Raw genomic sequence first — 20381 nt, 5'->3', positions numbered from 1 at the left:
CCAGCGGCGTACGTGCGGGCCAGCATCGCCGTCCCCAGCTGCGGTTTCGTGGCGAACTCGACGTCATCGGGGACATCCGCGCGCTCGCAGCGTTCGCGGTCCTCGGTCCACGAGGTCGGCAGGTAGAGCTCCCGGTCGATCAACGCCCGCCCCCGCTTCGAGGCGTAGGCCAGGAACACACCGAGCTGACAGTTGTCGATCTTCCCGCTGGTGCCGGTGTACTGGCGCTGCACCCCGGCCGAACGCAGGCCCTTCTTGATGAACCCGGTCTCGTCCACGATGAACACCCCCGACGCGGTGTCGGTGAGATGTTGCAGGACGTAGCCGCGCAGGTCGTCGCGGACCCCGTCGACGTCCCAGTCCGCGGTGCGCAGCAGCCGCTGCATCCCGTCCGGCGACATCGCCCCGGCGTGTTCGGCGAGGGTCCAGCCGTTCTTCCGCTCGAGCCCCGCGAGCAGGCCTCGCAGGTAGGTTCCGACCCGCCGGCGCGGCTCGACCCTGCGGAAACGGCCAGAGATCAGCTCCACCACCGCGTCCAACGAGGCCACCCACCCGGCAAGATCAACCACGCGGTGATCATCACCGCCGAACGGCCGTCAGCCTCTCACCACACGCCGAACTGCCGTTGCAGTACTAGACGGGACCGAAGGCTATATCCCGTTTGATGAACAAACGAGAGCAGTGAGCTGACCCGTCCGGCTCCGAGATCACCGATCCGGACGCGGCGCTTCGCGGTGCGGCAGCGCTTGCCACGACGGGCCAGCGCCGCGGGCGAGCAGCAAGGGCCTGCGTCGCCCTCACGGCTCCGCTGTCACCGCGCCGGCGCCCATCTGTCCATCTGTTGCCCCTCGCGCCCCGTCTGTCCGTCACGCGCCGTCTCAGCTCCATCCGTAGCCATCTCAGTCCGGCCGCTTGCCGCCGTGCCCACCTGTTCGCATCAGGCCCTTCCCTCTGACTCCTACTCCTTTCAACCGCCATGCACCTATGCATCCACCGATGACTGTCGGGCCGGCCCGCGCGGCCGCCGACGGTGTCCGCGCGGCGAGCCCGCGGACCACTCCGCGGCCGCCGACGGCGGAGCAAGTTATAGACATAGCCCGGCTAAGTGGGTGGCGCAAAAGAAGGGGCGATGTGCTGGCAAGCGGTCACAGGCCACGCCGGTCCCAAGGGCGGGCTGTGGCCCGAGTCGGCTTGCCTGCGACCGAGTCGCATACTCGTTCACGACCTTCTGATCGCTGCACAACCTCCGACCGGACGGTAAATCTTCATCAGCGCTTATCGAATTCGACGATCCGTCGAGCAATCTCGGCCGCGATCACACTATCCTTAATTCCCGCCCCCGTGATACTCCGATACTCTTTTGCTGCTTCACTCCATGCCCCATGTCGAGCCAGCTCAATGACGGGCTTGAATCTCTCCTCTGAGAAGTAGTCGACCGCACCTCGTTCTCGAAGATGTTCGAGAACGAAATCAGCAGCATCTCGAGCGGCGACCGGTGTTCTGAAAATCCGATACAGCTTCATGACGCCCACGGCGTTGCACACCACGCCCCTGCTCCCGCCAGAGCGGCTGCTGTACCGACGACGCCGCCCTTCAATGCATTCACCCCGACCAAGCGAGCCAGAACCCAGGCAACTTCGGTCCACTTCTTAGCGGCCATGAGATAGCCGAGCTGCGATCCACCACCGGCGGCACTCGCAGTAAAGGCGCCTAGTCCTACCGCGTTGAGCACACATTGGCGATACTTAGGAGAATTAAATGCGTGGTAATCAATTGGCTCATTGAGTGCATTCGCCACCCGACCCAGCTCACGGAAGTCCTTATCGTGCACGAAAGCTGGATTGACCCGCCAGAGACCATTTTCGTTCACGAGCACGACGGAGAATAAATACCGGACCTCTTCGGTGACGCGCCGGACTTCATCCGGACTTAGCGATTCACCCTCAACTGCAAACTCCGCACGCTTCAAACCCTCAGCCTCGACCGAAGTGGGAGTGCTTGCCATTACTGCCGGGGATCCAGCCGAAGCAATCCCCGTAGCCGAACCCATCGAAACAGCCACGACCAACACCACGCTGATACCGCGGCACGCAAACCTCTTTGCACTCACGAGCGCATCCGAACACGCCCCCCCCCACCGGTCAAGAACCACTACCAGGCGCAATCATGTGACCACACCCGGTACTCGAAACGTGAAAACGTGAAACATCCACCTAACACGGCAATCCACCCAAACCAGAAAAACACCTCACCAGAACCGGACTTCGTGCCGTACCTCCCAAAGCGCTCCACGCCTCCTAACTGGGTGCCCCAGAACCGGATCAACACCGCTTCACAGGCGCTTCCAGCCGCTTCAAAGCCACATCAAAGCCGCTCTCGGCCCTTCAGCGAGCCGCGCCGACACCGCCTCCTGACGCTCCCGAGACCGCCACGGGCCGCCGAAACCCCAGCTTGAACCCCCGAAGATGATCTACATGAATCCGAACAAATCCGGGGCCATTAATGAGGTGTTCTCAGTAGCGGGTTGATCATGTCGTGCGGTCGTACTCGGTGTGGAGTAGTACGAGCGCAGCTGCGGTGATCGCGCCGGTGCGCCAGGGACATAGCGTGACTCGCCGCAACGCGGCGAAGGTGGTCTTGAGCAGGGCGTTTCCGCGTTCGGCCAGAGCACGAAGGGCTGAGTGCAGGGTGTTGACGGTGCGCTGGTTGACCGTCTGCCCGCGGCCGGGGGCGAGTTTGATGGGCACGGTGAGCCGGTCGGCTTCGCCTTCGTAGCCGAGGTCGCCCAGCGCGGCGTGGGTGTCGTCGGTGAACGCGGCCAGGCCCTCGAGCAGCCCGGGGTGGGTACGGGCGCAGCGGGTGTCGTGCTCGCGGCCCGGCCGCACGTCGCTGGTCCATAGCGGCCATCCATCAGGTGCGGTGAGGACCTGGATGTTCCCGCCGTGGCGGCGGTGCTTGCCCGACCACCACAGGTCGACCCCGGGGGTGAGGCCGAGCGCGCGGCACCGGTCGGTGGCGATCAGGGTGCCGTCGAGATTCACGTGGGTGTGCCCGGCTGTGCGGGCGGCGAGCAGGGCTCCGTGCAGGCCGGGTGCGGCCGCGGCGAGGACGTCGATGCCTTCGTGCAGGTAACGGTAGGCCGTTGCAGTGCTGATCGCGTTGTCACCGGCCGAACATCGGACCCGGGTAGCATCACAGAACCAGCGGATCACCAGCACTGCCTGGGCGAACGGGGTCAACGCCCGCCGCCGGGTGCCACGTCGACGGCGTTGAAGGACCAGGAGCCGCGCCAGATAGGCCACGGTGCGCTCCCCGATCGGGAGGACAGCGGTGTAGGTGACAGGATCAGACATGCAGGACCTCGGTGACGGTGTCGATCTGTGCTGGACCGAACCGATCTACCGGGGTCCTGCCCCGTTCCCGCTCATCTCACCACCCTCGGCGTGTCGCCACGACCTGCCACCCCGCTACTGAGAACACCTCAGTGACCGCTCGTCTCCACCAGTCTGCCGCCCAGCTCAGACGCCATGAGTCGAACATTAGTTCGAGTAGAGTGGAGTGCGTGGACGGAACCTGGCAGACCGGCGACGAGGAGCTCCTCCTCGCGGTCGCGGCCGTCCAGGAGCGGATCAACCGCGAGTCCCACGCCCTGGTGGCGCTGGTCGCGGAGGTCGCGACCCGGGGCCTGGCCGAGGCACGGGGCTTCCGCCACACCGCGGACCTGCTGCGTACGGTGCAGAACGTGTCGCTGTCGACCGCGCGCGCCCGCGTCGACGCCGCCCGGAAGCTCTCGCCGCTGTTCCTGATCACCGGCGAGCAGGTCGACGCCGAGCTCCCCGAACTGGCCGCTGCGTTCGCCGAGGGCGCGGTGACGCCCGAGCACGTCCGCGTGATCGTCCGGGTGCTGGCTGCGCTCCCGCCGCACCTCGACGAACATCGGCCTGCGCTGGAGGCCGACCTGGTCCACCACGCCCGCGGCTTGGACCCCGACGCGGTGGAGAAGCTGGGCCGGCGCGCGATCGCGATGCTCGACCCGGACGGGCCCCGTCCCCAGGAGCCCACGCCGTCGCGCAACCGGCTCACGCTGCGCCCGCAGGGTGCGGGGTTCGAGGCGCGGGGCTGGCTGGACATCGAGTCCGCGGCGCTGCTGCGTACCGCCCTGTCGCCGCTGTCCGCTCCGGCCCCTGCCGACGGGCCGGCCGGAGCGGGGCGCGACGAGCGATCGACGGCCGAGCGCATGGGCGACGGGCTGGCCGAACTGGCCCGCCGCATGCTCGCGACCGACGGACTCGGGATCGAGAACGGGCAGCCGGTCGCGCTCACCGTGACCGTGCCGCTGGAGACCCTGACCACGGCCACCGGGGCGGCGCTGCTCGGGTTCGGTGCGGGCGGACTGGCGGCGCCGGTCCCTGCGCAGGACGCGCTGCGGCTGGCCTGCGACGCGAAGGTGGTGCCGGTCGTGCTCGCGGGCACGGGGGAGCCGTTGGCGGTCGGGCGCGAGCACCGGCTCGCGACCCGGGCGCAGCGCCGGGCCCTGGCCCAACGCGACGGCGGGTGCGTCTTCCCCGGCTGCGAGGCCCCACCGCAGTGGTGCGTGGCCCACCACGTCGTGCACTGGGCCTCGGGCGGAGCCACCGACCTGGACAATCTGGTGCTGCTGTGCCCGCACCACCACCGCATGATCCACACGGGGGACTGGTTGGTGCTGGTCACCAGCGGGTTCCCGGTTTTCCACCCGCCGCCCTGGATACCGGGCGGCCCCCACCGCAACCTCCTGCACCGTCCCGACCTGCTCGGCGGCGACGATCATTGCGCGCACGGCGACGACCCACCCGTGCCGATCGAGGATCTCGTCGGCGCCGGTGCCGGCCGCGGGCCGGTGTCGTGATCGCCCGGGCCGGTGTGCCGGGTCAGGCCACCGGCCGGACCTGCGCCGCTCCCTCGACACGACGACCGATCCTGCGGGCCAGCCGGTGCGCCGGGCGCTCCGCGACCCGGAAGAACACCTCTGCCACGACCAACGCGACCGGCACGGCGACCAGCATCGTCAGCCACACCGGCGGCCGGCCGCCGAACAACAGCACCGTCGAGATCACCACGGCGTCGTGGGTCAGGTACAGGCTGAACGACCGGCTGCCCAGCCACTGCACCCACGGCCGCTCCAGGACGCGGAGAACCGGAGGCCGGCACAGCGCCGCGACCACCAGCAGCAGCGCACCCACGATCTGCAGCGCCCGGGCCCCGGACACCACGATCCCGGGCACGTCCGGCGAGACCCGCGCGACCCAGTAGGAGGCAAGCAGCAGCAGCGCCACCACGACCAGCCACGGCCACACCGCACCGAGTCGTGCGGCGGCCTGCACGACCCGCTCGCGGTGCACGGCCAGCAGCACGCCGAAGCCGAACACGGGCAGGTAGCGCAGGGCGTCGGCGTCGAACACCGACCCGGCGATCATGGCCGCCAGCAGCCCGGCCGCCGACGGGACCACCAACCACGGCCGCCGGCGGCTCGCCACACCCAGCAGCACGTACGCCGGCAGGGCCAGGGAGAACCACACCTCCCAGGTCAGCGACCACAGCGGGTTGTCCAGGAAACCGGTGCCGCCCAGCAGCACCGCGTCGCGCAGCGCGCCCGGCAGGTCCGGGGCGGTGTGCGCGTCGACCCACCAGCTCCCGCCGGTCGGCACACCACGTGCGACCACGGCGGCCGAGCCCGCCGCGAACAGCAGCGCTGCCCACACCGGCAGGTACAGGCGGGGCAGCCGCTGTGCGTAGTAGGAGCCCCACCCGAACCCGTCCCGGGTCGCCGATCCGGTGAGCACGAAGCCGCTCAGCACGAAGAACAGCAGCACCGCCTCGGTGCCCGCCCACACCAGGTGCAGTGGGGTGTAGGCCAGCCACCAGGCGAGCGTTCCCGGTGCCGCGTGGCCCGTTCCGGCCGCCACCGCGGCCAGCGTCGGGTCGGTCATCAGGCAGCGGTTCACCACGACGACCAGGGAGGCGACGCCGCGCAGGCCGTCGAGGGCCGGCACACGGGACGGGGCAACGATCACGGGAATGGCCTCGGCGACGGCCGGTGATCGTTACCGGCGACGCGGGTCACAGGTCGTCGTCACGGCCGGGTGGTTCTGCCGCCGCGGCCCAGCGTGATCGGACGAACCGGAGAACGGTGTCGCGCATGACCACTCACCGCGCACCACTGCTGATCGGACTGCTGTCGGCCGGCCTGCTCGTCGCCGGGTGCGGCGGCGCGGCCGAGCCGGCGAACCAGGCGCCGGCGGCGCTGTCGTCCCCGCCCACCACCGCGGCGCAGCAGCCCACCGGGGAAGCCGGCCAGGTCGCCCGCTGCACCAGCCAGAGCCTCGAGGCGTCGGTCGGCACCACCCTCGGCAACGACCAGAAGGACACGACCATCGTCTGGCGCAACACCTCGGCCGCGCCCTGCACCATGACCGGCTTCGGCGGCGTCGACCTGCGCGGACCGGACGACCCGCAGTGGGGGCCGTCCTACTCGCTGCCGCGCGCGGCGGAGGAGCCGACCACGCTCGTCGTGAAGCCGGGCGGCACCGCGCACACCGTCATCACCTGGCTGCCCGGGGGCAGCTGGACGCCGACCGAGATCGTCGTGACCGCGCCGGACGAGACCACGTCGACGACGCTGAGGTGGGACCAGGGTCCGGTGCTCCGCCAGGACGGCGCGACCCGCCCCGGCACCTACATCCACCCGGTGGCGCCCGGCTCGGTGTGACCGGGGCGTCGCCACCCTGCGGTTAACGAAGCCACGGTCGTGACGTACAAGAGGGGCATGGACATCCATCCGACCCCGCTCCCCGGATCGGCTCTCATCGACCTGAGGCGACTCGAGGACGACCGTGGCTTCTTCGCGCGTTCCTTCTGCGAGCAGGAGTTCACCGACGCCGGGCTCGACCCGACGATCACCCAGTGCAACCTCTCGTACAACCACGAGGCGGGCACCCTGCGCGGCTTCCACTACCAGCTGGAGCCCAACGCCGAGGTCAAGGTCATCCGCTGCGTCCGCGGCGCAATCTACGACGTGATCGTGGACCTGCGCCCCGACTCCGACACCTATCTGCAGTGGTTCGGCGCCGAGCTGTCCCAGGACAACTACCGGGCGATGTACGTGCCGCGGAACTTCGCGCACGCCTACCTCACCCTCACCCCGGACGCGACGACGATCTACCAGGTCTCGACGCCCTACACCCCCGGTGCGGAGCGCGGCCTGCGCTGGAACGACCCGGCGCTCGACGTCGCGTGGCCGCACTCGGTCGACCACGTCTCGGACAAGGACGCGAACTGGCCCCTGCTGGCCGACAACGCCGACTTCCCGTCGGTCGCCACCGGGGCGGCGGGCCGCTGATGCTGATCCTCGACACCGCGCTCGCGAAGCGCGCCGCCGAGAACCGACCGATCCGGGTCGGCCTGGTCGGTGCCGGGTTCATGGGCCGCGGCCTGGTCAACCAGATCGTGAACTCCACCCCCGGGATGGACGTCGTCGCGATCGCCAACCGCAGCGTCGCCACCGGGGTGCGTGCCTACACCGAGGCCGGGCTGGAGCCGGTCGAGGTGTCGAGCACCGCGCAGGTCGAGGCGATGATCGCGAAGGGCGTCCCGGCGGTGCTGGGCGACGCGTTCGCGCTGCTCGCGGCGGAGAACATCGACGTGCTCGTCGACGTCACCGGCGCGGTGGAGTTCGGCGCGCGGGTCACCGTCGCCGCCATCGAGCGCGGGCTGCCCGTCGTCACGATGAACGCCGAGCTCGACGGCACCGTCGGCCCGCTGCTCGCGCACCGCGCCCGCGCCGCCGGGGTCGTCCTGACCGGCGCCGACGGCGACCAGCCCGGCGTCCAGGCCAACCTGCTGCGCTTCGTGAAGGGCATCGGGGTCACCCCGCTCGTCGCCGGCAACATCAAGGGCCTGCAGGACGAGTACCGCACCCCCACCACGCAGCAGGCGTTCGCCGAGAAGTGGGGACAGGACCCCTACATGGTCACCAGCTTCGCCGACGGCACCAAGGTGTCGTTCGAGCAGGCGATCGTGGCCAACGCGTTCGGCTTCACCGTCGGGAAGCGCGGGATGTACGGGCGCGACCACGCCGGGCACGTCGACGAGCTGACGCAGGCCTACGACGTCGACGAGCTGCGCGAGCTCGGCGGGGTCGTGGACTACGTGGTCGGCGCCAAGCCGGGCCCCGGCATCTACGTGCTCGGCACCCACGACGACCCGAAGCAGCGTCACTACCTGAACCTGTACAAGCTCGGCGAGGGCCCGCTGTACAGCTTCTACACGCCCTACCACCTGTGCCACTTCGAGGTCCCGAACACGATCGTGCGGGCCGTGGACTTCGCCGACGCCGCGCTGAGCCCGCCCGCCGGGCAGCGGGTCGACGTCGTCGCCACCGCCAAGCAGAACCTGCGGGCCGGGCACACCCTCGACGGGCTGGGCGGCTACGACACCTACGGCGTCGCCGAGGCCTCCCCGGTCACGCGGTCGGAGCGGCTGCTCCCGATGGGTGTGGCGGAGGGGTGCACGCTCACCCGCGACGTCGCCAAGGACGCCGTGCTCACCTACGACGACGTGACCCTGCCCCCGGGCAGGCTCGTCGACGTGCTGCGCGAGGAGCAGGAGAAGCTCTTCGCCTGAGCGACTCATCAGTTTTGCGTAACGCCGGCCCGCCCGAATGCGACAGGTGATCGAACGATCATCCTGCGTGAGGAGGCGACGGGTGCCGTTGCGCCGCTTCGACCGGACGTCCTGGCCCGAGCACGGCCCGCACCGCGAGCTCCTGGACCTGCTCGGCGCCGTCCACGACCGGAACGGCTGCCGGTCCGAGCGCGACATCGCGCGCAGGCTGCGGACCCCGGTGGCGCGGGTCCGCGGCATCGCCCGCGGGCGGATCCTGCCCGACGACGAGGCCGCGACCCGCGCGCTGCTCGCCGCGCTGGCCGGGGACGGGGGAGTCGACCCCGCCACGGCCGACCGGGCCGCGGCGCTGACCGCGGCCGCGCGCCGGGAGCACGACGGCGTCGCCCCGTGGCCGGCCGCCCGCCGGACGGGCGAGCCGGTGTGGCCGGACCCGGGATCCGCCACGTCGCCGGGGCCCACGACCGTGCGCCGCCGGACGAGGGTCGCCGCGGTCCTGGTCGTGCTCACCGCCGCGGTCGCCGTGGCCGTCGTGCTCTCGGGGTACCTGCCGCTCTGAGCCGCCGGTTCCCGGCCACCGCTCAGTGTTGGCCGCGTCGGACCAGCTCCCGCACGGTGCGCACGACGATCTGGGCGTCGAGCCACAGCGACCAGTTCGCGATGTAGTAGTTGTCGTGCCGGACCCGGTCGGCGATCGAGGTGTCACCGCGCAGCCCGGAGATCTGGGCGAGCCCGGTGAGTCCGACCGGGACGCGGTGGCGGGCGGTGTAGCGCTCGTGCTCGGTGGCGAAGCGCTCCACGAACGACGGCCGCTCCGGGCGCGGACCGACCAGGCTCATGTCGCCGCGCAGGATGTTCCAGAGCTGGGGCAGCTCGTCGAACGAGGTGCGGCGGATGAACCTGCCGACCGGGCCGACCCGGGAGTCGCTCGCGATGGACCACTGTGTCTGCTGCTCGCGCTCGTCGACCGGCCGCATGCTGCGGAACTTGAGGACGGTGAAGGGCTTGTTGCCCAGCCCGATGCGTTCCTGGCGGAAGATGACCGGCCGCCCGCTCTCGACGAGCACCGCGACCGTGATCGCAAGCAGCAGTGGCGAGGTCAGCACCAGCCCCGATGCGGACACCACGATGTCGGCGAGGCGCTTGAGCCGCCAGGAGAGCCGGTTCATGGGGTCCGCGGGCAGCCGGAGCAGCGGGATGCTGCGCAGCCGTTCGACGCCGGAGTGGTCGTGCACCAGCTCCGAGAGCCAGGGGAGGAGCAGGACGTCGAGCCCGTCGCGACGGGCCTCGATCGCCGCGTCGAGGACGGCCGCGTCGTCGACGGTGTGACAGGCGAACACGACGACGCGCACCCGGTGCTGCTCGGTGGCGGCCCGGATCCGGGCCGCCAGCGCCGCCCGCTCGCGCTCCACCAGGAGGTCGAGGTCCTCGGACAGGACGTGACCGAGCGGGCGCAGGCCGTACTCGGGGTGCGCCCGCATGGTCTCGTCGAGCTCCACCGCCCGCGTCCCGGTGCCGACGATCAGCGTGGGCTCGCCGACGGTCCATCGGACCCGGAGCAGTCGGGCGGCGGACAGCACCACGGCGCGCAGGACCAGGGCGAGCAGGGTGGCCAGCAGCACGACCCGGACCGGTCCGGCTACGTCGATGCGGGTGTCCAGCCTCTGCTGCACGGCCATCGCCCCGGCCAGCAGGAGGCCCATCGTCACGACGAGGGCGGCCAGCTCACGGGGCAGGTCGTCGAACCAGGACAGCCGCAGCCGGGAACGGTGCAGGCGGGCCGCCGAGCGCACCCCCAGCAGCAGCACGGACGCGGCGACGACTCCGCTGCCGCCGGTCGGCGCGACCACGAGTACGGCGATCCCGACGGCCACCACGTCGGTCAGCACCAGCGCCGACCGGACGAGGCTGACCCGCGCGGACAGCCTGCGCACCGGCGCCGGCGCGGCAGAGGAGTCGGCCCGCGCCCCGGACCCGGCCCGTCCGGCGGGGCCCGCGGCCCGGACCGGCCGCCGGTCCACGAGCCGGTGGTGGGTGCGGGGCGTGGCGCTCCCGGGTCGACGGGTCTGCATCGATCCGGAGCTCATGGCCGGCCGGCCCTTCGGAAGGTGCTCTGCGACAACGAGAACCACACCGCGGACCGCGTGTTCGTGCGACGGAGCGTAGCGGAGGGTGGTGCCGGCGTTGTCACGATGAGTAACCACCAATCGCAGAGACGGGCCGAGCTGCGGGCACGGCATTAGTCCGTTCGGAGGTGTCCTTGGGAACTTGCCGTACGACCTGCACGCTCGTCACGCTCGTTCCGTTCGTTACATCGGCGAACGTGGGACGTGCATCACTCCTTTGCTCTGCTTGCTCTTTCAAGGAGAACGCACAGTGTTATGAGAGAGTGTGTCGCGCCGCCGTAACCGCTGCAGCCATTTGGTAACGGAAAGTAACGGATCTACGACCTGAACTGATCCGCGACGGCCATGACGTACTCGCCGTAGCCCGAGCCCGCCTGCCGTGCCCCCAGGGCGTGGCAGGCGTCGGCGTCGATGAAGCCCATCCGCAGGGCGACCTCCTCGACGCAGGCGATCCGGATGCCCTGGCGGTTCTCCAGGACGCGGACGTACTGACCGGCCTCCATCAGCGACTCGTGGGTGCCGGTGTCGAGCCAGGCGAAGCCGCGTCCGAGGTCCTGCAGGCGGGCGCGGCCCTGTTCGAGGTAGGCGCGGTTGACGTCGGTGATCTCGAGCTCGCCGCGGGCCGACGGGGTGATGCGCGCGGCGATGTCGACGACACTGTCGTCGTAGAAGTAGAGGCCGGTGATCGCGCGGTCCGAGCGGGGGTGCTCGGGCTTCTCCTCGATCGAGAGCAGGGTGCCGTCGGGGGCGGCCTCGCCGACGCCGTAGCGCTGCGGGTCGCGGACGGGGTAGCCGAACAGCACGCAGCCGGCGTCGCCGGAGGTGACCTCGGCGGCGCGGCGGCGCAGCAGGTCGCCGAACCCGGCGCCGTGGAAGATGTTGTCGCCGAGCACCAGCGCCGACGGCCCGCCGCGGACGTGGTCGGCGCCGATGACGAACGCCTCGGCCAGGCCGTTGGGGTGCTCCTGGGCGGCGTAGGTGATCCGTAGGCCGAGCCGGCTGCCGTCGCCGAGCAGACGCCGGAAGCCGGGAAGGTCGTGCGGGGTGGAGATGAGCAGGATGTCCCGGATCCCGGCCAGCATCAGCGTGGTCAGCGGGTGGTAGATCATCGGCTTGTCGTAGACCGGCAGCAGCTGCTTGGACACCGCCGCGGTCAGCGGGAACAGCCGGCTCCCGGTGCCGCCGGCCAGCACGATGCCCTTCACCGTGGGGTCCGGGCGAGGACCTGGTCCAGCCCGTCGCGCCAGGCGGGCATCGCGACCCCGGCCCGGGTCGCGCGGGACAGCTCGAGCACCGAGTTCGCCGGGCGGCGGGCCAGGTGCGGCTTGTCCGCGGCGTACTCGCTGCTCGACACCGGTCGGACGTCGCCGGGGTCGCGGCCGCAGCGGGCGAACACCTCCCGGGCCAGCTGGTACCAGCTGACCGGCTCGCCGTCGCCGGTCGCGTGGAACGTGCCGTGCTGCCCGGACCCGGCCAGCACGAGCAGCGCCGTGGCCAGGTCCGGCGCGAACGTCGGCCGCCCCACCTGGTCGTCGACGACGGCGGGGCGGACCCCGTCGCGGGCCAGCCGCGCCATGGTCGCGACGAAGTTGCCGCCGTCGCCGACGACCCAGCTGGTGCGCACGATCACGTGCCGATCCGGCAGTGCCGCCCGCACCGCAAGCTCCCCGGCGGCCTTCGACGCGCCGTACACCCCGAGCGGGGACAGCGGGGCGTCCTCCGGCACCGGGCCGGGCGCGGTGCCGTCGAACACGTACTCGGTGGAGACGTGGACCAGCAGGAAGCCGTGGTGCCGGGCCGCCGCGGCGAGGTGCGCGGGGCCCGCCGCGTTGGCCCGCCACGCGCCGGCCGGCTCGGTCTCGGCGCGGTCGACGGCGGTGTAGGCGGCCGCGTTGAACACCACGTCGACGCCGGTGAAGTCGTGCGCGGCGACGGCGTCGGCGTCGCCGATGTCCAGTGCCGCACGGTCGAGTGCCACCGCATCGGGCCGGGTGGCGACCAGCGCCCGCCCGAGCTGCCCGTTCGCCCCCAGCACACACGCGCGCACTCGCCCACCTCCGGATATCGTCGCGACCGACTCTGACACGCTGGTGGGGGCGGACAGTGAGCGGGGAGGGCACGTGCGCATCGTGGTGACCGGGGGGGCCGGGTTCATCGGGTCCTGTTTCGTCCGGGAGGTGCTGGGCGGGGAGCATCCCGAGCTGGCCGGGGCCGAGGTCCGGGTGCTCGACGCGTTCACCTACGCCGGCCGGATCGAGAACCTCGCCCCCGTCGCCGACGACCCGCGGCTCACGGTCGAGCGGGGCGACATCCGTGACCCGCGCCGCGTCGCGGAGGTGCTCGACGGCGGCGCCGACCTGCTCGTGCACTTCGCCGCCGAGACCCACGTCGACCGCTCCATCACCGGCGCGGCGGACTTTGTGACGACCAACGTCCTCGGCACCCAGGTGCTGCTGCAGGCGGCGCTGGACGCGGGCGTCGGCCGGTTCCTGCACGTCTCCACCGACGAGGTGTACGGCTCCATCGAGTCGGGCTCCTGGCCCGAGACCCACCCGCTGGAGCCGAACTCGCCCTACAGCGCCGCGAAGGCGGGCAGCGACCTGCTGGCACGCAGCTACCACCGCACGCACGGCCTCGACGTGGTGATCACCCGCTGCTCGAACAACTACGGGCCGTACCAGTTCCCGGAGAAGGTGATCCCGCTGTTCACCACACGGCTGCTCGACGGCGGCACCGTGCCGCTCTACGGCGACGGCCTCAACATCCGCGACTGGCTGCACGTCTCCGACCACTGTCGCGGCATCGCCCTGGCCGCCACGGCGGGCCGCGCCGGAGAGGTCTACAACATCGGCGGCGGGACCGAGCTGACCAACCTGGACCTGACCCGCGCGCTGCTCGCGGCCGTCGGTGTGGGGGAGGACCGCATCGAACGGGTGGCCGACCGCACGGGACACGACCGCCGGTACGCGGTGGACTGGTCGAAGATCCGCGACGAGCTCGGCTACGCCCCCCGGGTGCCCTTCGACGAGGGCCTGGCCGCGACGGTGGCCTGGTACCGCGACCACCGGAGCTGGTGGGCATGAAGGCCACACCGCTGTCGATCGACGGGGCCTGGCTGTTCGAGGCGACCACGTTCGCCGACCACCGCGGCTCGTTCACCGCGCCCTTCCAGGGCCCGGCGTTCCGCGACGCGCTCGGGTTCGACCTGACCGTCGCCCAGACCAACCAGTCGGTGTCGACGCGCGGGGTCGTCCGCGGCGTGCACTACGCCGACGTGCCGCCCGGCCAGGCCAAGTACCTCTACGTGGCCGCCGGTGCCGTCCGCGACGTCGTGGTGGACCTGCGCGTCGGGTCGCCGACGTTCGGGCGGTTCGAGGCCGTCGAGCTCGACGCCGCCTCCCCGCGGACGCTCTACCTGTCCGAGGGGCTCGGGCACGCCTTCCAGGCGCTCGCCGACACCACCGTCGTCGGGTACCTGTGCTCGACGTCGTACGCGCCGGCGGCGGAGCACGGGATCAGCCCACTGGACCCGGCGCTGGCACTGCCCTGGCTCGAGGGGGTCGAGCCGGTGCTGTCGGAGAAGGACCGCGCCGCGCCCACCCTGGAGGAGGCACTCGCCGCGGGCGCCCTGCCCACCTGGGAGGACTGCCGCGCCCGCCTGGCGCAGCTGCGCGGGTAGCGGCTCAGTTGCCGGCCCAGCCGGACCGCACCGCGAAGTAGGCCCGGACGAACGGGTCCCGCGCGGCGCCCTCGGCCAGCAGCGCCGCCCGCCGCGCCGCCTGCTCCCGCGTCCCGGCGTCGATCTCCGGCGGCAGCACGTCCACGGCGAGGTCGCTGTGCGACAGCAGCACGAGCAGCAGCCCGTCGCGATCGCCGGGCGGGGTGTCGGTCACCAGCGCCGCCGCGAGCCGGGTCCGCAGCGCACGGGCGGGCTCCGGGTCCTGCTCGGTCAGGTGCACCCGGCGGAACAGACCGAACCGCCGGTACTCCTGTGCGCCGAGGACCCCGTCGGCCACCAGCTGCCCGACGGCGCCGCCTGCGCTCCCTGCCGGGGTCCGCGCCAGGTGCACCGCGGCCGCGGTGACCGTCCGCGAGCCCGAGTCGGTGCCGTCGTGGGTCACCGCGGCGAGCGCCGCGGCCAGGGCCGGGTGCTCGGGCTCCCCGCCCGAGGGCGTCACGGTGTTGGCAGGCTCCCCGGCACCCGCGGGACCGGCGTCGAGGTGCAGCGCACCGGCGTCGACGAGGTCGCGCACCAGCGCCACCGGCAGCACCCGGGCGTCGAACCGGTCGCTGATCCGGCCGGTCGCCCGGTCCAGCCCGAGCAGCAGCAGTTCCTCGGCCAGCAGCAGCGTCCTCACACCCGGTGACGCTATCGCCCGGCCGACGGCACCGTCGCGCCACCGCAGCGTCACCCTCACGCCCACTGCCCGACGTGCGCGACCCGTCCCCCGGACGGGGAGATAGCCTCCGCCCATGTCGGATACCACCACCGGGCTGAAGCTCTCCGTGATCGGGTGCGGCTACCTGGGTGCCGTGCACGCGGCGTCGATGGCGGAGCTGGGCCACGAGGTCGTCGGCATCGAGGCCGACGTCGCGAAGGCCGAGTCACTGGCCGCGGGCCGGGTCCCGTTCTTCGAGCCGGGCTTCGAGGAGCTGCTGCGCCGGTCGTTGGACTCGGGGCGGCTGTCGTTCTCCTCGGACATGGCCGACGCCCGGGGCGCGGCGGTGCACTTCGTGTGCGTCGGCACCCCGCAGCGGCGCGGCGAGTACGCCGCGGACCTGACGTACGTGGAGGCGGCGACGGCGTCGCTGATCGAGGTGCTGGGCCCCGGCGAGCTGGTCGTCGGGAAGTCCACGGTGCCGGTGGGCACGGCGGCCCGGCTCGCCGAGCAGGTCGCCGCCCGGGTGCCGGGCGCCGCGCTGGCGTGGAACCCGGAGTTCCTGCGCGAGGGGTTCGCGGTGCAGGACACCCTGCACCCGGACCGGCTCGTCTACGGCGTCCCGTCGCTGTCCGGTGTGGACGCCGACGTGGACGCGGAGAAGGTCCTGGACACCGTCTACGCGCGGATCGTCGCCGACGCCACGCCGAAGGTCGTCACCGACTACGCCACCGCGGAGATGGTCAAGACCGCCGCGAACTCCTTCCTCGCCACCAAGATCTCCTTCATCAACGCGATGGCCGAGCTGTGCGAGGCCACCGGCGCCGACGTGAAGCAGCTCGCCGACGCGATCGGCCACGACGACCGGATCGGCCGCAAGTTCCTCAACGCCGGGCTCGGCTTCGGTGGCGGCTGCCTGCCCAAGGACATCCGGGCGTTCATGGCCCGTGCCGGGGAGCTGGGCGCCGACCAGGCGCTGACCTTCCTGCGCGAGGTCGACAACATCAACATGCGGCGCCGGATCCGGATGGTGGAGCTCGCCCGCCAGGTGTGCGACGACTCGCTGCTCGGCAAGCGGATCGCCGTGCTCGGCGCGGCGTTCAAGCCCGACTCCGACGACATCCGCGACTCCCCGGCGCTGAACGTGGCCGCGCAGCTGCAGCTGCAGGGCGCCAACGTCCGGGTGACCGACCCGCAGGCGCTGCCCAACGTGCGGCGGCACTGGTCGCAGCTGGACTGCGTCGACACCCCCGAGGAGGCGGCCGAAGGCGCCGACGTCGTCCTGCTGCTGACCGAGTGGAAGCAGTACCGCGAGCTCGACCCGGGCTCGTTCGGCAAGGTCGTGAAGACCCGCCGGGTGCTCGACGGCCGCAACGCCCTGGACCGGGAGACCTGGGAGTCCGCGGGCTGGACCTACCGCGCGCTGGGCAGGCGCAACGTCTGAGGCCTGCCCACCCTCCGTGCCCACGCCGCGAAGCCGACCGGGTCGAGCCCGAACTCCCGGGCCCGCTCCGGACCCGCCGCGCGGGGGTGGGCGTCGAGGAAGGCGTGGGACTGCACGAACGCCTCGACCAGCCCCTCCGCGCGGGCCTGCTCCGGGCTCTCGGTCAGGGTGAACGGCACGTCCCAGGCCTCGGTGAGCGCCGCGGCGGCCTGCCGGTAGCTCAGGCGCTCGCCGACCAGGTCAAGCGCGACGCCGTCGAACCGGTCCGGGTCGGCGAACGCGGCGGCCGCCGCGGCCCCGATGTCGGCCACCGCGACGAACGGGTGCACCAGGTCCGGATCCAGCGCCAGCAGCAGCCGCGGCGCGTCGCCGCCGGCCAGGTACATCGACCACGGCACGAAGTTCTCCATGAACCCGCTGGGCCGCAGCCGGGTGACCCACCGGGCCCCGGCCCCGGCGAGCGCCTCCTCCGCGGCGGCCTTGGACCGCCAGTAGTGGGCCATGTGCTCACCCCAGACCGCGGCGTCGACGGCGCCGGGGTGTCCCAGCTCGGCGACCCCGGACACCGAGGTGTGCACCACCTGCGCGACGCCGGCCTCCCGCACGGCGGCCGCGATCGACTCCGCGTGGCGCAGCTCCCGGCCGCCGAGCAGGTCCTCCAGGTCGGGCATCTGCACCGAGAACACCCCGCGGGAGCCGCGGGCGGCCGCCGTCACCGATGGGGGGTCGTCGAGGTCGCCGGTGACCAGCGCGGCGCCGGCGTCGGCCAGTGCCCGCGCCGCGGCGGTGCCGGGGTCACGGACCAGCGCCCGGACCGGCGTGCCCGTGGCCAGCAGTGCCCGGGCCGCCGCCCCGCCCTGCTTGCCGGTCGCCCCCGTGACCAGAACCGGTGCGTTCATGACGTGCTCCTCCCGTTGAAACGGAGTGGTCCCCCGTTTTCTGTCCGCTACGATATGGAGGACCACCCCGTTTTGTCGAGCAGTCCGGGAGACCCCATGCCGCGCGACGCCACGGCCACCCCACGGGCCGACCGCCTCCGCAACCGGGAACGCCTGCTCAGAGCCGCGATGGAGGTCGTCGCGCGGGACGGTGCCCAGGCGTCGATGGAGGAGATCGCCCGCCGGGCGGGTGTCGGGTCGGCGACCATGCACCGGCACTTCGCCTCCCGCAGGGTGCTGCTCGAGGCGGTGTTCGCCGACGGCGTCGACACGCTCTGCGCCCGGGCCGAGGCGCTCTGCCGCGCCGAGCCCGCCACCGCGCTGTGGGTCTGGCTCGACGAGTTCGTCCAGTACGTGGCGTCCGCCCGGGGCATGGTCGAGGTCCTGCTCGCCGAGCCGTCCCCGGAGGCCCCCGTGTGCCACAGCGACCGGGTGTGTGCCGCCGCCCACCCGCTGGTCGCCGCTGCGGCGGCCGCGGGTGGTCTGCATCCCGACGCCCGCCCCGAGGACGTCGTCGCCCTCACCGCGGCCGTGTCCACGGCCGCGGGAGAGGACCCGGCTGCCGCACGGAGGCTGCTGCAGTTGACCGTGGAGGGGCTGCGGACGTCCGGCTGCGGTAGAACGCAGGCGTGACCTCCCACCCCGTCCTCGCCGGATCGGACCGCGCGGCCTTCGACTCGCTGCAGCGGGCCTCGACGCCACGCGCGGAGCGCTACCGCATCGGGAAGGGCCTGCGGAAGGTCGCGCCCCGGTCCGGGCTCGCCACGTGGTCGGCGGACGTGCGTCGGGCCGACCCGGTGGACGTCGTCGAGGCGCAGAACGCGGGGCGCGTGCACGAGCTCGTCCCGCTGCGGATCCAGCGGATGACCGCCTCGCCGCACGCGTTCCTGCGCGGCGCCGCCGCCCTGCACGCCGCGGACTTCGCGGTGCTGCCCGAGACCGGCGTGCACCCCGTCATCTGCGGCGACGCCCATCTGGGCAACTTCGGCTTCTACGCCTCGCCCGAGCGCGACCTCGTCTTCGACCTCAACGACTTCGACGAGGCCCACCCCGGTGCCTGGGAGTGGGACCTGCGCCGGCTGGTGTCCTCCACCTGGGTCGCCGGCCGGGTCTCCGGCGCGACCGAGGAGCAGTGCGGCGAGGCCGTCACCCGCTGCGTGACCTCCTACGCCGAGCACCTGCGCCACCTCGCCGACGAGCCGCTGCTCGCCCGCTCGTTCGACGTCATGGACGTCGACACGCTGCGCTCGGACGCCGACCACGAGACCTCGCGCCGGGCCATCGACAAGGCCGCCGAGCGGGCGCGCCGGCGGACCAGCGACCGCGCGCTGCCCCGGTTCGTGACCGAGGAGGGCGGGGCGCGGCGGATCGTCACCGAGCCGCCGCTGATCACCCACCCCGACGACGAGCACACCGCGCGTATCCTGGCCGCCCTCGACGGCTACCTCACGACGCTGCCGCCGCACTGGAGCCGGATCCTCGGCGGCTACCACGCCGTCGACGTCGCCCACAAGGTCGTCGGGGTCGGCTCGGTCGGGCTGCGCGCCTACCTCGTGCTCTGCGAGGGCTCCAGCCCCGACGACGTGCTGTTCCTGCAGCTCAAGCAGGCGCGCCGGTCCGTCGTCGCGCCGTGGGTGCACGGCGGCGAGGCGTGGCACGCCCACCAGGGGCAGCGGGTCGTGGAGTACCAGCAGGCCCTGCAGACCGTCTCCGACCCGCTCCTGGGCTGGACGACGATCAACGGCCGCCAGTACTACGTCCGCCAGTTCCGCGACATGAAGGGCGCGATCGTCCCCGACACCCTCGACGCCACCGCCCTGGCCGACTACGCCGACGTCTGCGGCAAGCTGCTCGCCAAGGGGCACGCCCGCACCTCGGGAGCGTCGATGATCGCCGGCTACCTGGGCAAGGGCGGCAAGGTGGCCGGGGCGCTGACGACCTTCGCCAGGGCCTACGCCGACCAGACCGAAGCCGATCATGACGCACTGGTCCGCGCGGTGCGGTCCGGGCGGCTGTCGGATCGGACACCTGAGCAGGTGCCGGGCACGGCCATCGGCTAGGTTCTGGCCCCGTGACCGTCGTCGAAACCCTGCTGGTCTTCGTGGTCGCGCCGGCTGTCCTCTACTTCGCGATCTGGGGCTGGATCGCGATGCGGAACCGGAGCAACCGCCCCCGCTACCACGCGGGTGACCCCTGGCCGTACGAGCCGCTGTTCTGGATCGCCGAGCCGTCCGGCGCGGGGCACCACGCCGCGCACGCCGGACACGGCGACACCGCCCCGTCCGAGGGCGGCGACACCCGAGGAGGTACCGGTGGCAAGTGGTGACCTCGCCGTCTTCACCGGCAACGAGGAGGATCCGCCCGAAGGGGCGGTCGTCACGAACTCCGGCCGCCTCTCGGTGGCCGAGAACTTCGTCGAGCCGTCCGCTGCCGCGCACCCGTTCACCCCGGTGCAGCTGACCCGCCTGGACGAGGCCCTCTACCTGGCCAGCCGCGAGACCGGTCTGCGGTTCGCGCTGTACCTGGGCGATCTGGGCTCGGACGCGCGGGCGACCGCGGTCGACCTGCACGGGCGCATCGACCACCACGACGACGCGGTGCTCGTCGCCGTGAGCCCTGAGCAGCGCCTGCTGGAGATCGTCACCGGTGCCGAGGCGAAGGTCCGCCTCCCCGACCGCGGCGCCAAGCTCGCTCTCATGAGCATGGTCGCCTCCTTCAAGGAGGGCGATCTGTTCGGGGGGATCCTGTCCGGGCTGAGGATGCTGGCGGACCAGGCCGGAAGCCGCCCCTGAACCGGAGGGCACCCGTGGGCCACCACGATCGGTGTCACGGC

At 72.2% G+C, this 20381-nt stretch carries 22 protein-coding genes; 12 read left to right on the top strand and 10 right to left on the bottom strand.

Translation table 11 applies throughout. From position 1 onward, the window contains the following. The 4 genes from Ae505Ps2_RS00430 to Ae505Ps2_RS00415 form a co-directional block, all read right to left on the bottom strand. Positions 1-569 (bottom strand): IS701 family transposase (locus tag Ae505Ps2_RS00430; RefSeq protein ID WP_139320222.1); only part of this gene is annotated, 569 nt, incomplete at its 3' end. Between the two features lie 699 nt (positions 570-1268). Then, positions 1269-1523: a hypothetical protein gene (locus tag Ae505Ps2_RS00425; protein WP_075313262.1), complete on the bottom strand. Its 255-nt coding sequence runs from the start codon at positions 1521-1523 to the stop codon at positions 1269-1271. Then, on the bottom strand, positions 1520-2062 hold the full coding sequence (locus tag Ae505Ps2_RS00420; protein ID WP_212567597.1) for a hypothetical protein: 543 nt from the start codon (positions 2060-2062) through the stop codon (positions 1520-1522). The genes Ae505Ps2_RS00425 and Ae505Ps2_RS00420 overlap by 4 nt, the downstream gene beginning before the upstream one ends. A 466-nt stretch (positions 2063-2528) precedes the next feature. Next, positions 2529-3353, bottom strand: coding sequence for a transposase family protein (locus Ae505Ps2_RS00415; protein ID WP_075553319.1), 825 nt, complete (start codon positions 3351-3353; stop codon positions 2529-2531). Positions 3354-3562: 209 nt separating this feature from the next. On the opposite strand from Ae505Ps2_RS00415, the gene Ae505Ps2_RS00410 reads away from it, so the two are divergent. Further along, positions 3563-4888 (top strand): HNH endonuclease signature motif containing protein, encoded by a 1326-nt coding sequence (locus Ae505Ps2_RS00410; protein ID WP_075310732.1) that lies wholly within the window; start codon positions 3563-3565, stop codon positions 4886-4888. A 22-nt stretch (positions 4889-4910) separates the two neighbouring features. Here the strand turns inward: Ae505Ps2_RS00410 and Ae505Ps2_RS00405 are convergent, their stop codons facing one another. Beyond that, a complete protein-coding gene (locus Ae505Ps2_RS00405; protein ID WP_075553318.1) occupies positions 4911-6053 on the bottom strand; it encodes an acyltransferase in 1143 nt (380 codons plus the stop codon). Between the two features lie 125 nt (positions 6054-6178). Between Ae505Ps2_RS00405 and Ae505Ps2_RS00400 the strand changes: the two genes are divergently transcribed. The 4 genes from Ae505Ps2_RS00400 to Ae505Ps2_RS00385 all read left to right on the top strand — a co-directional run bounded on the left by Ae505Ps2_RS00400 (position 6179) and on the right by Ae505Ps2_RS00385 (position 9220). Then, complete coding sequence (locus Ae505Ps2_RS00400) at positions 6179-6748, top strand: DUF4232 domain-containing protein (protein ID WP_020628445.1); 570 nt, start codon at positions 6179-6181, stop codon at positions 6746-6748. A gap of 57 nt (positions 6749-6805) precedes the next feature. Further along, positions 6806-7378 carry a dTDP-4-dehydrorhamnose 3,5-epimerase gene (rfbC, locus tag Ae505Ps2_RS00395; protein WP_020628444.1) on the top strand — a complete coding sequence of 191 codons (573 nt, stop codon included), beginning with the start codon at positions 6806-6808 and terminating at the stop codon, positions 7376-7378. Continuing rightward, on the top strand, positions 7378-8661 hold the full coding sequence (locus Ae505Ps2_RS00390) for an NAD(P)-dependent oxidoreductase (RefSeq protein ID WP_075310738.1): 1284 nt from the start codon (positions 7378-7380) through the stop codon (positions 8659-8661). The genes rfbC (Ae505Ps2_RS00395) and Ae505Ps2_RS00390 overlap by 1 nt, the downstream gene beginning before the upstream one ends. Positions 8662-8743: 82 nt before the next feature. Then, positions 8744-9220: a hypothetical protein gene (locus Ae505Ps2_RS00385; RefSeq protein ID WP_075310741.1), complete on the top strand. Its 477-nt coding sequence runs from the start codon at positions 8744-8746 to the stop codon at positions 9218-9220. A gap of 22 nt (positions 9221-9242) precedes the next feature. Here the strand turns inward: Ae505Ps2_RS00385 and Ae505Ps2_RS00380 are convergent, their stop codons facing one another. The 3 genes from Ae505Ps2_RS00380 to rfbD all read right to left on the bottom strand — a co-directional run bounded on the left by Ae505Ps2_RS00380 (position 9243) and on the right by rfbD (position 12834). After that, positions 9243-10748: a sugar transferase gene (locus Ae505Ps2_RS00380; protein WP_158071525.1), complete on the bottom strand. Its 1506-nt coding sequence runs from the start codon at positions 10746-10748 to the stop codon at positions 9243-9245. Positions 10749-11104: 356 nt separating this feature from the next. Continuing rightward, on the bottom strand, positions 11105-11992 hold the full coding sequence (gene rfbA / locus Ae505Ps2_RS00375) for a glucose-1-phosphate thymidylyltransferase RfbA (protein ID WP_075310745.1): 888 nt from the start codon (positions 11990-11992) through the stop codon (positions 11105-11107). Beyond that, complete coding sequence (rfbD, locus tag Ae505Ps2_RS00370) at positions 11989-12834, bottom strand: dTDP-4-dehydrorhamnose reductase (RefSeq protein WP_075553317.1); 846 nt, start codon at positions 12832-12834, stop codon at positions 11989-11991. The genes rfbA and rfbD overlap by 4 nt, the downstream gene beginning before the upstream one ends. A gap of 73 nt (positions 12835-12907) precedes the next feature. Here rfbD and rfbB point away from each other — a divergent pair, with 73 nt between their 5' ends. Together rfbB and rfbC (Ae505Ps2_RS00360) are read left to right on the top strand one after the other, a co-directional pair. Further along, entirely contained in the window at positions 12908-13870 is a 963-nt protein-coding gene (gene rfbB / locus Ae505Ps2_RS00365; protein WP_075553316.1) for a dTDP-glucose 4,6-dehydratase, read from the top strand. Then, positions 13867-14466, top strand: coding sequence for a dTDP-4-dehydrorhamnose 3,5-epimerase (rfbC, locus tag Ae505Ps2_RS00360; protein ID WP_075312916.1), 600 nt, complete (start codon positions 13867-13869; stop codon positions 14464-14466). Before rfbB ends, rfbC (Ae505Ps2_RS00360) begins: the two co-directional genes overlap by 4 nt. 4 nt (positions 14467-14470) lie before the next feature. On the opposite strand, the gene Ae505Ps2_RS00355 is transcribed toward rfbC (Ae505Ps2_RS00360), so the two are convergent. Further along, on the bottom strand, positions 14471-15145 hold the full coding sequence (locus Ae505Ps2_RS00355; protein WP_075310751.1) for a GPP34 family phosphoprotein: 675 nt from the start codon (positions 15143-15145) through the stop codon (positions 14471-14473). A 115-nt stretch (positions 15146-15260) separates the two neighbouring features. Between Ae505Ps2_RS00355 and Ae505Ps2_RS00350 the strand changes: the two genes are divergently transcribed. After that, the gene (locus tag Ae505Ps2_RS00350) at positions 15261-16610 is read left to right on the top strand and encodes a UDP-glucose/GDP-mannose dehydrogenase family protein (protein WP_198932219.1); all 1350 of its coding nucleotides are present in this window, start codon (positions 15261-15263) and stop codon (positions 16608-16610) included. Here the strand turns inward: Ae505Ps2_RS00350 and Ae505Ps2_RS00345 are convergent. Beyond that, the gene (locus tag Ae505Ps2_RS00345) at positions 16580-17509 is read right to left on the bottom strand and encodes an NmrA family NAD(P)-binding protein (RefSeq protein WP_075310753.1); all 930 of its coding nucleotides are present in this window, start codon (positions 17507-17509) and stop codon (positions 16580-16582) included. The genes Ae505Ps2_RS00350 and Ae505Ps2_RS00345 overlap by 31 nt on opposite strands. A gap of 96 nt (positions 17510-17605) precedes the next feature. On the opposite strand from Ae505Ps2_RS00345, the gene Ae505Ps2_RS00340 reads away from it, so the two are divergent. The 4 genes from Ae505Ps2_RS00340 to Ae505Ps2_RS00325 are packed head-to-tail and all read left to right on the top strand — an operon-like array spanning position 17606 to position 20340. After that, the gene (locus Ae505Ps2_RS00340; protein ID WP_075310755.1) at positions 17606-18181 is read left to right on the top strand and encodes a TetR/AcrR family transcriptional regulator; all 576 of its coding nucleotides are present in this window, start codon (positions 17606-17608) and stop codon (positions 18179-18181) included. Next, a complete protein-coding gene (locus tag Ae505Ps2_RS00335) occupies positions 18178-19608 on the top strand; it encodes a DUF2252 domain-containing protein (protein ID WP_020626926.1) in 1431 nt (476 codons plus the stop codon). The genes Ae505Ps2_RS00340 and Ae505Ps2_RS00335 overlap by 4 nt, the downstream gene beginning before the upstream one ends. Before the next feature lie 11 nt (positions 19609-19619). Further along, a complete protein-coding gene (locus Ae505Ps2_RS00330; protein ID WP_020626927.1) occupies positions 19620-19874 on the top strand; it encodes a hypothetical protein in 255 nt (84 codons plus the stop codon). After that, positions 19861-20340, top strand: coding sequence for a DUF5130 family protein (locus Ae505Ps2_RS00325; protein ID WP_075310757.1), 480 nt, complete (start codon positions 19861-19863; stop codon positions 20338-20340). The genes Ae505Ps2_RS00330 and Ae505Ps2_RS00325 overlap by 14 nt, the downstream gene beginning before the upstream one ends. The last annotated feature ends 41 nt before the right edge of the window (positions 20341-20381 follow it).

The organism is Pseudonocardia sp. Ae505_Ps2, from assembly GCF_001932425.1.
In the GTDB taxonomy this organism is placed as follows: Bacteria; Actinomycetota; Actinomycetes; order Mycobacteriales; family Pseudonocardiaceae; genus Pseudonocardia.
The sequence above is the reverse complement of the archived record's forward strand: the minus strand, read 5'-3'. Positions and strand labels throughout refer to the sequence as shown.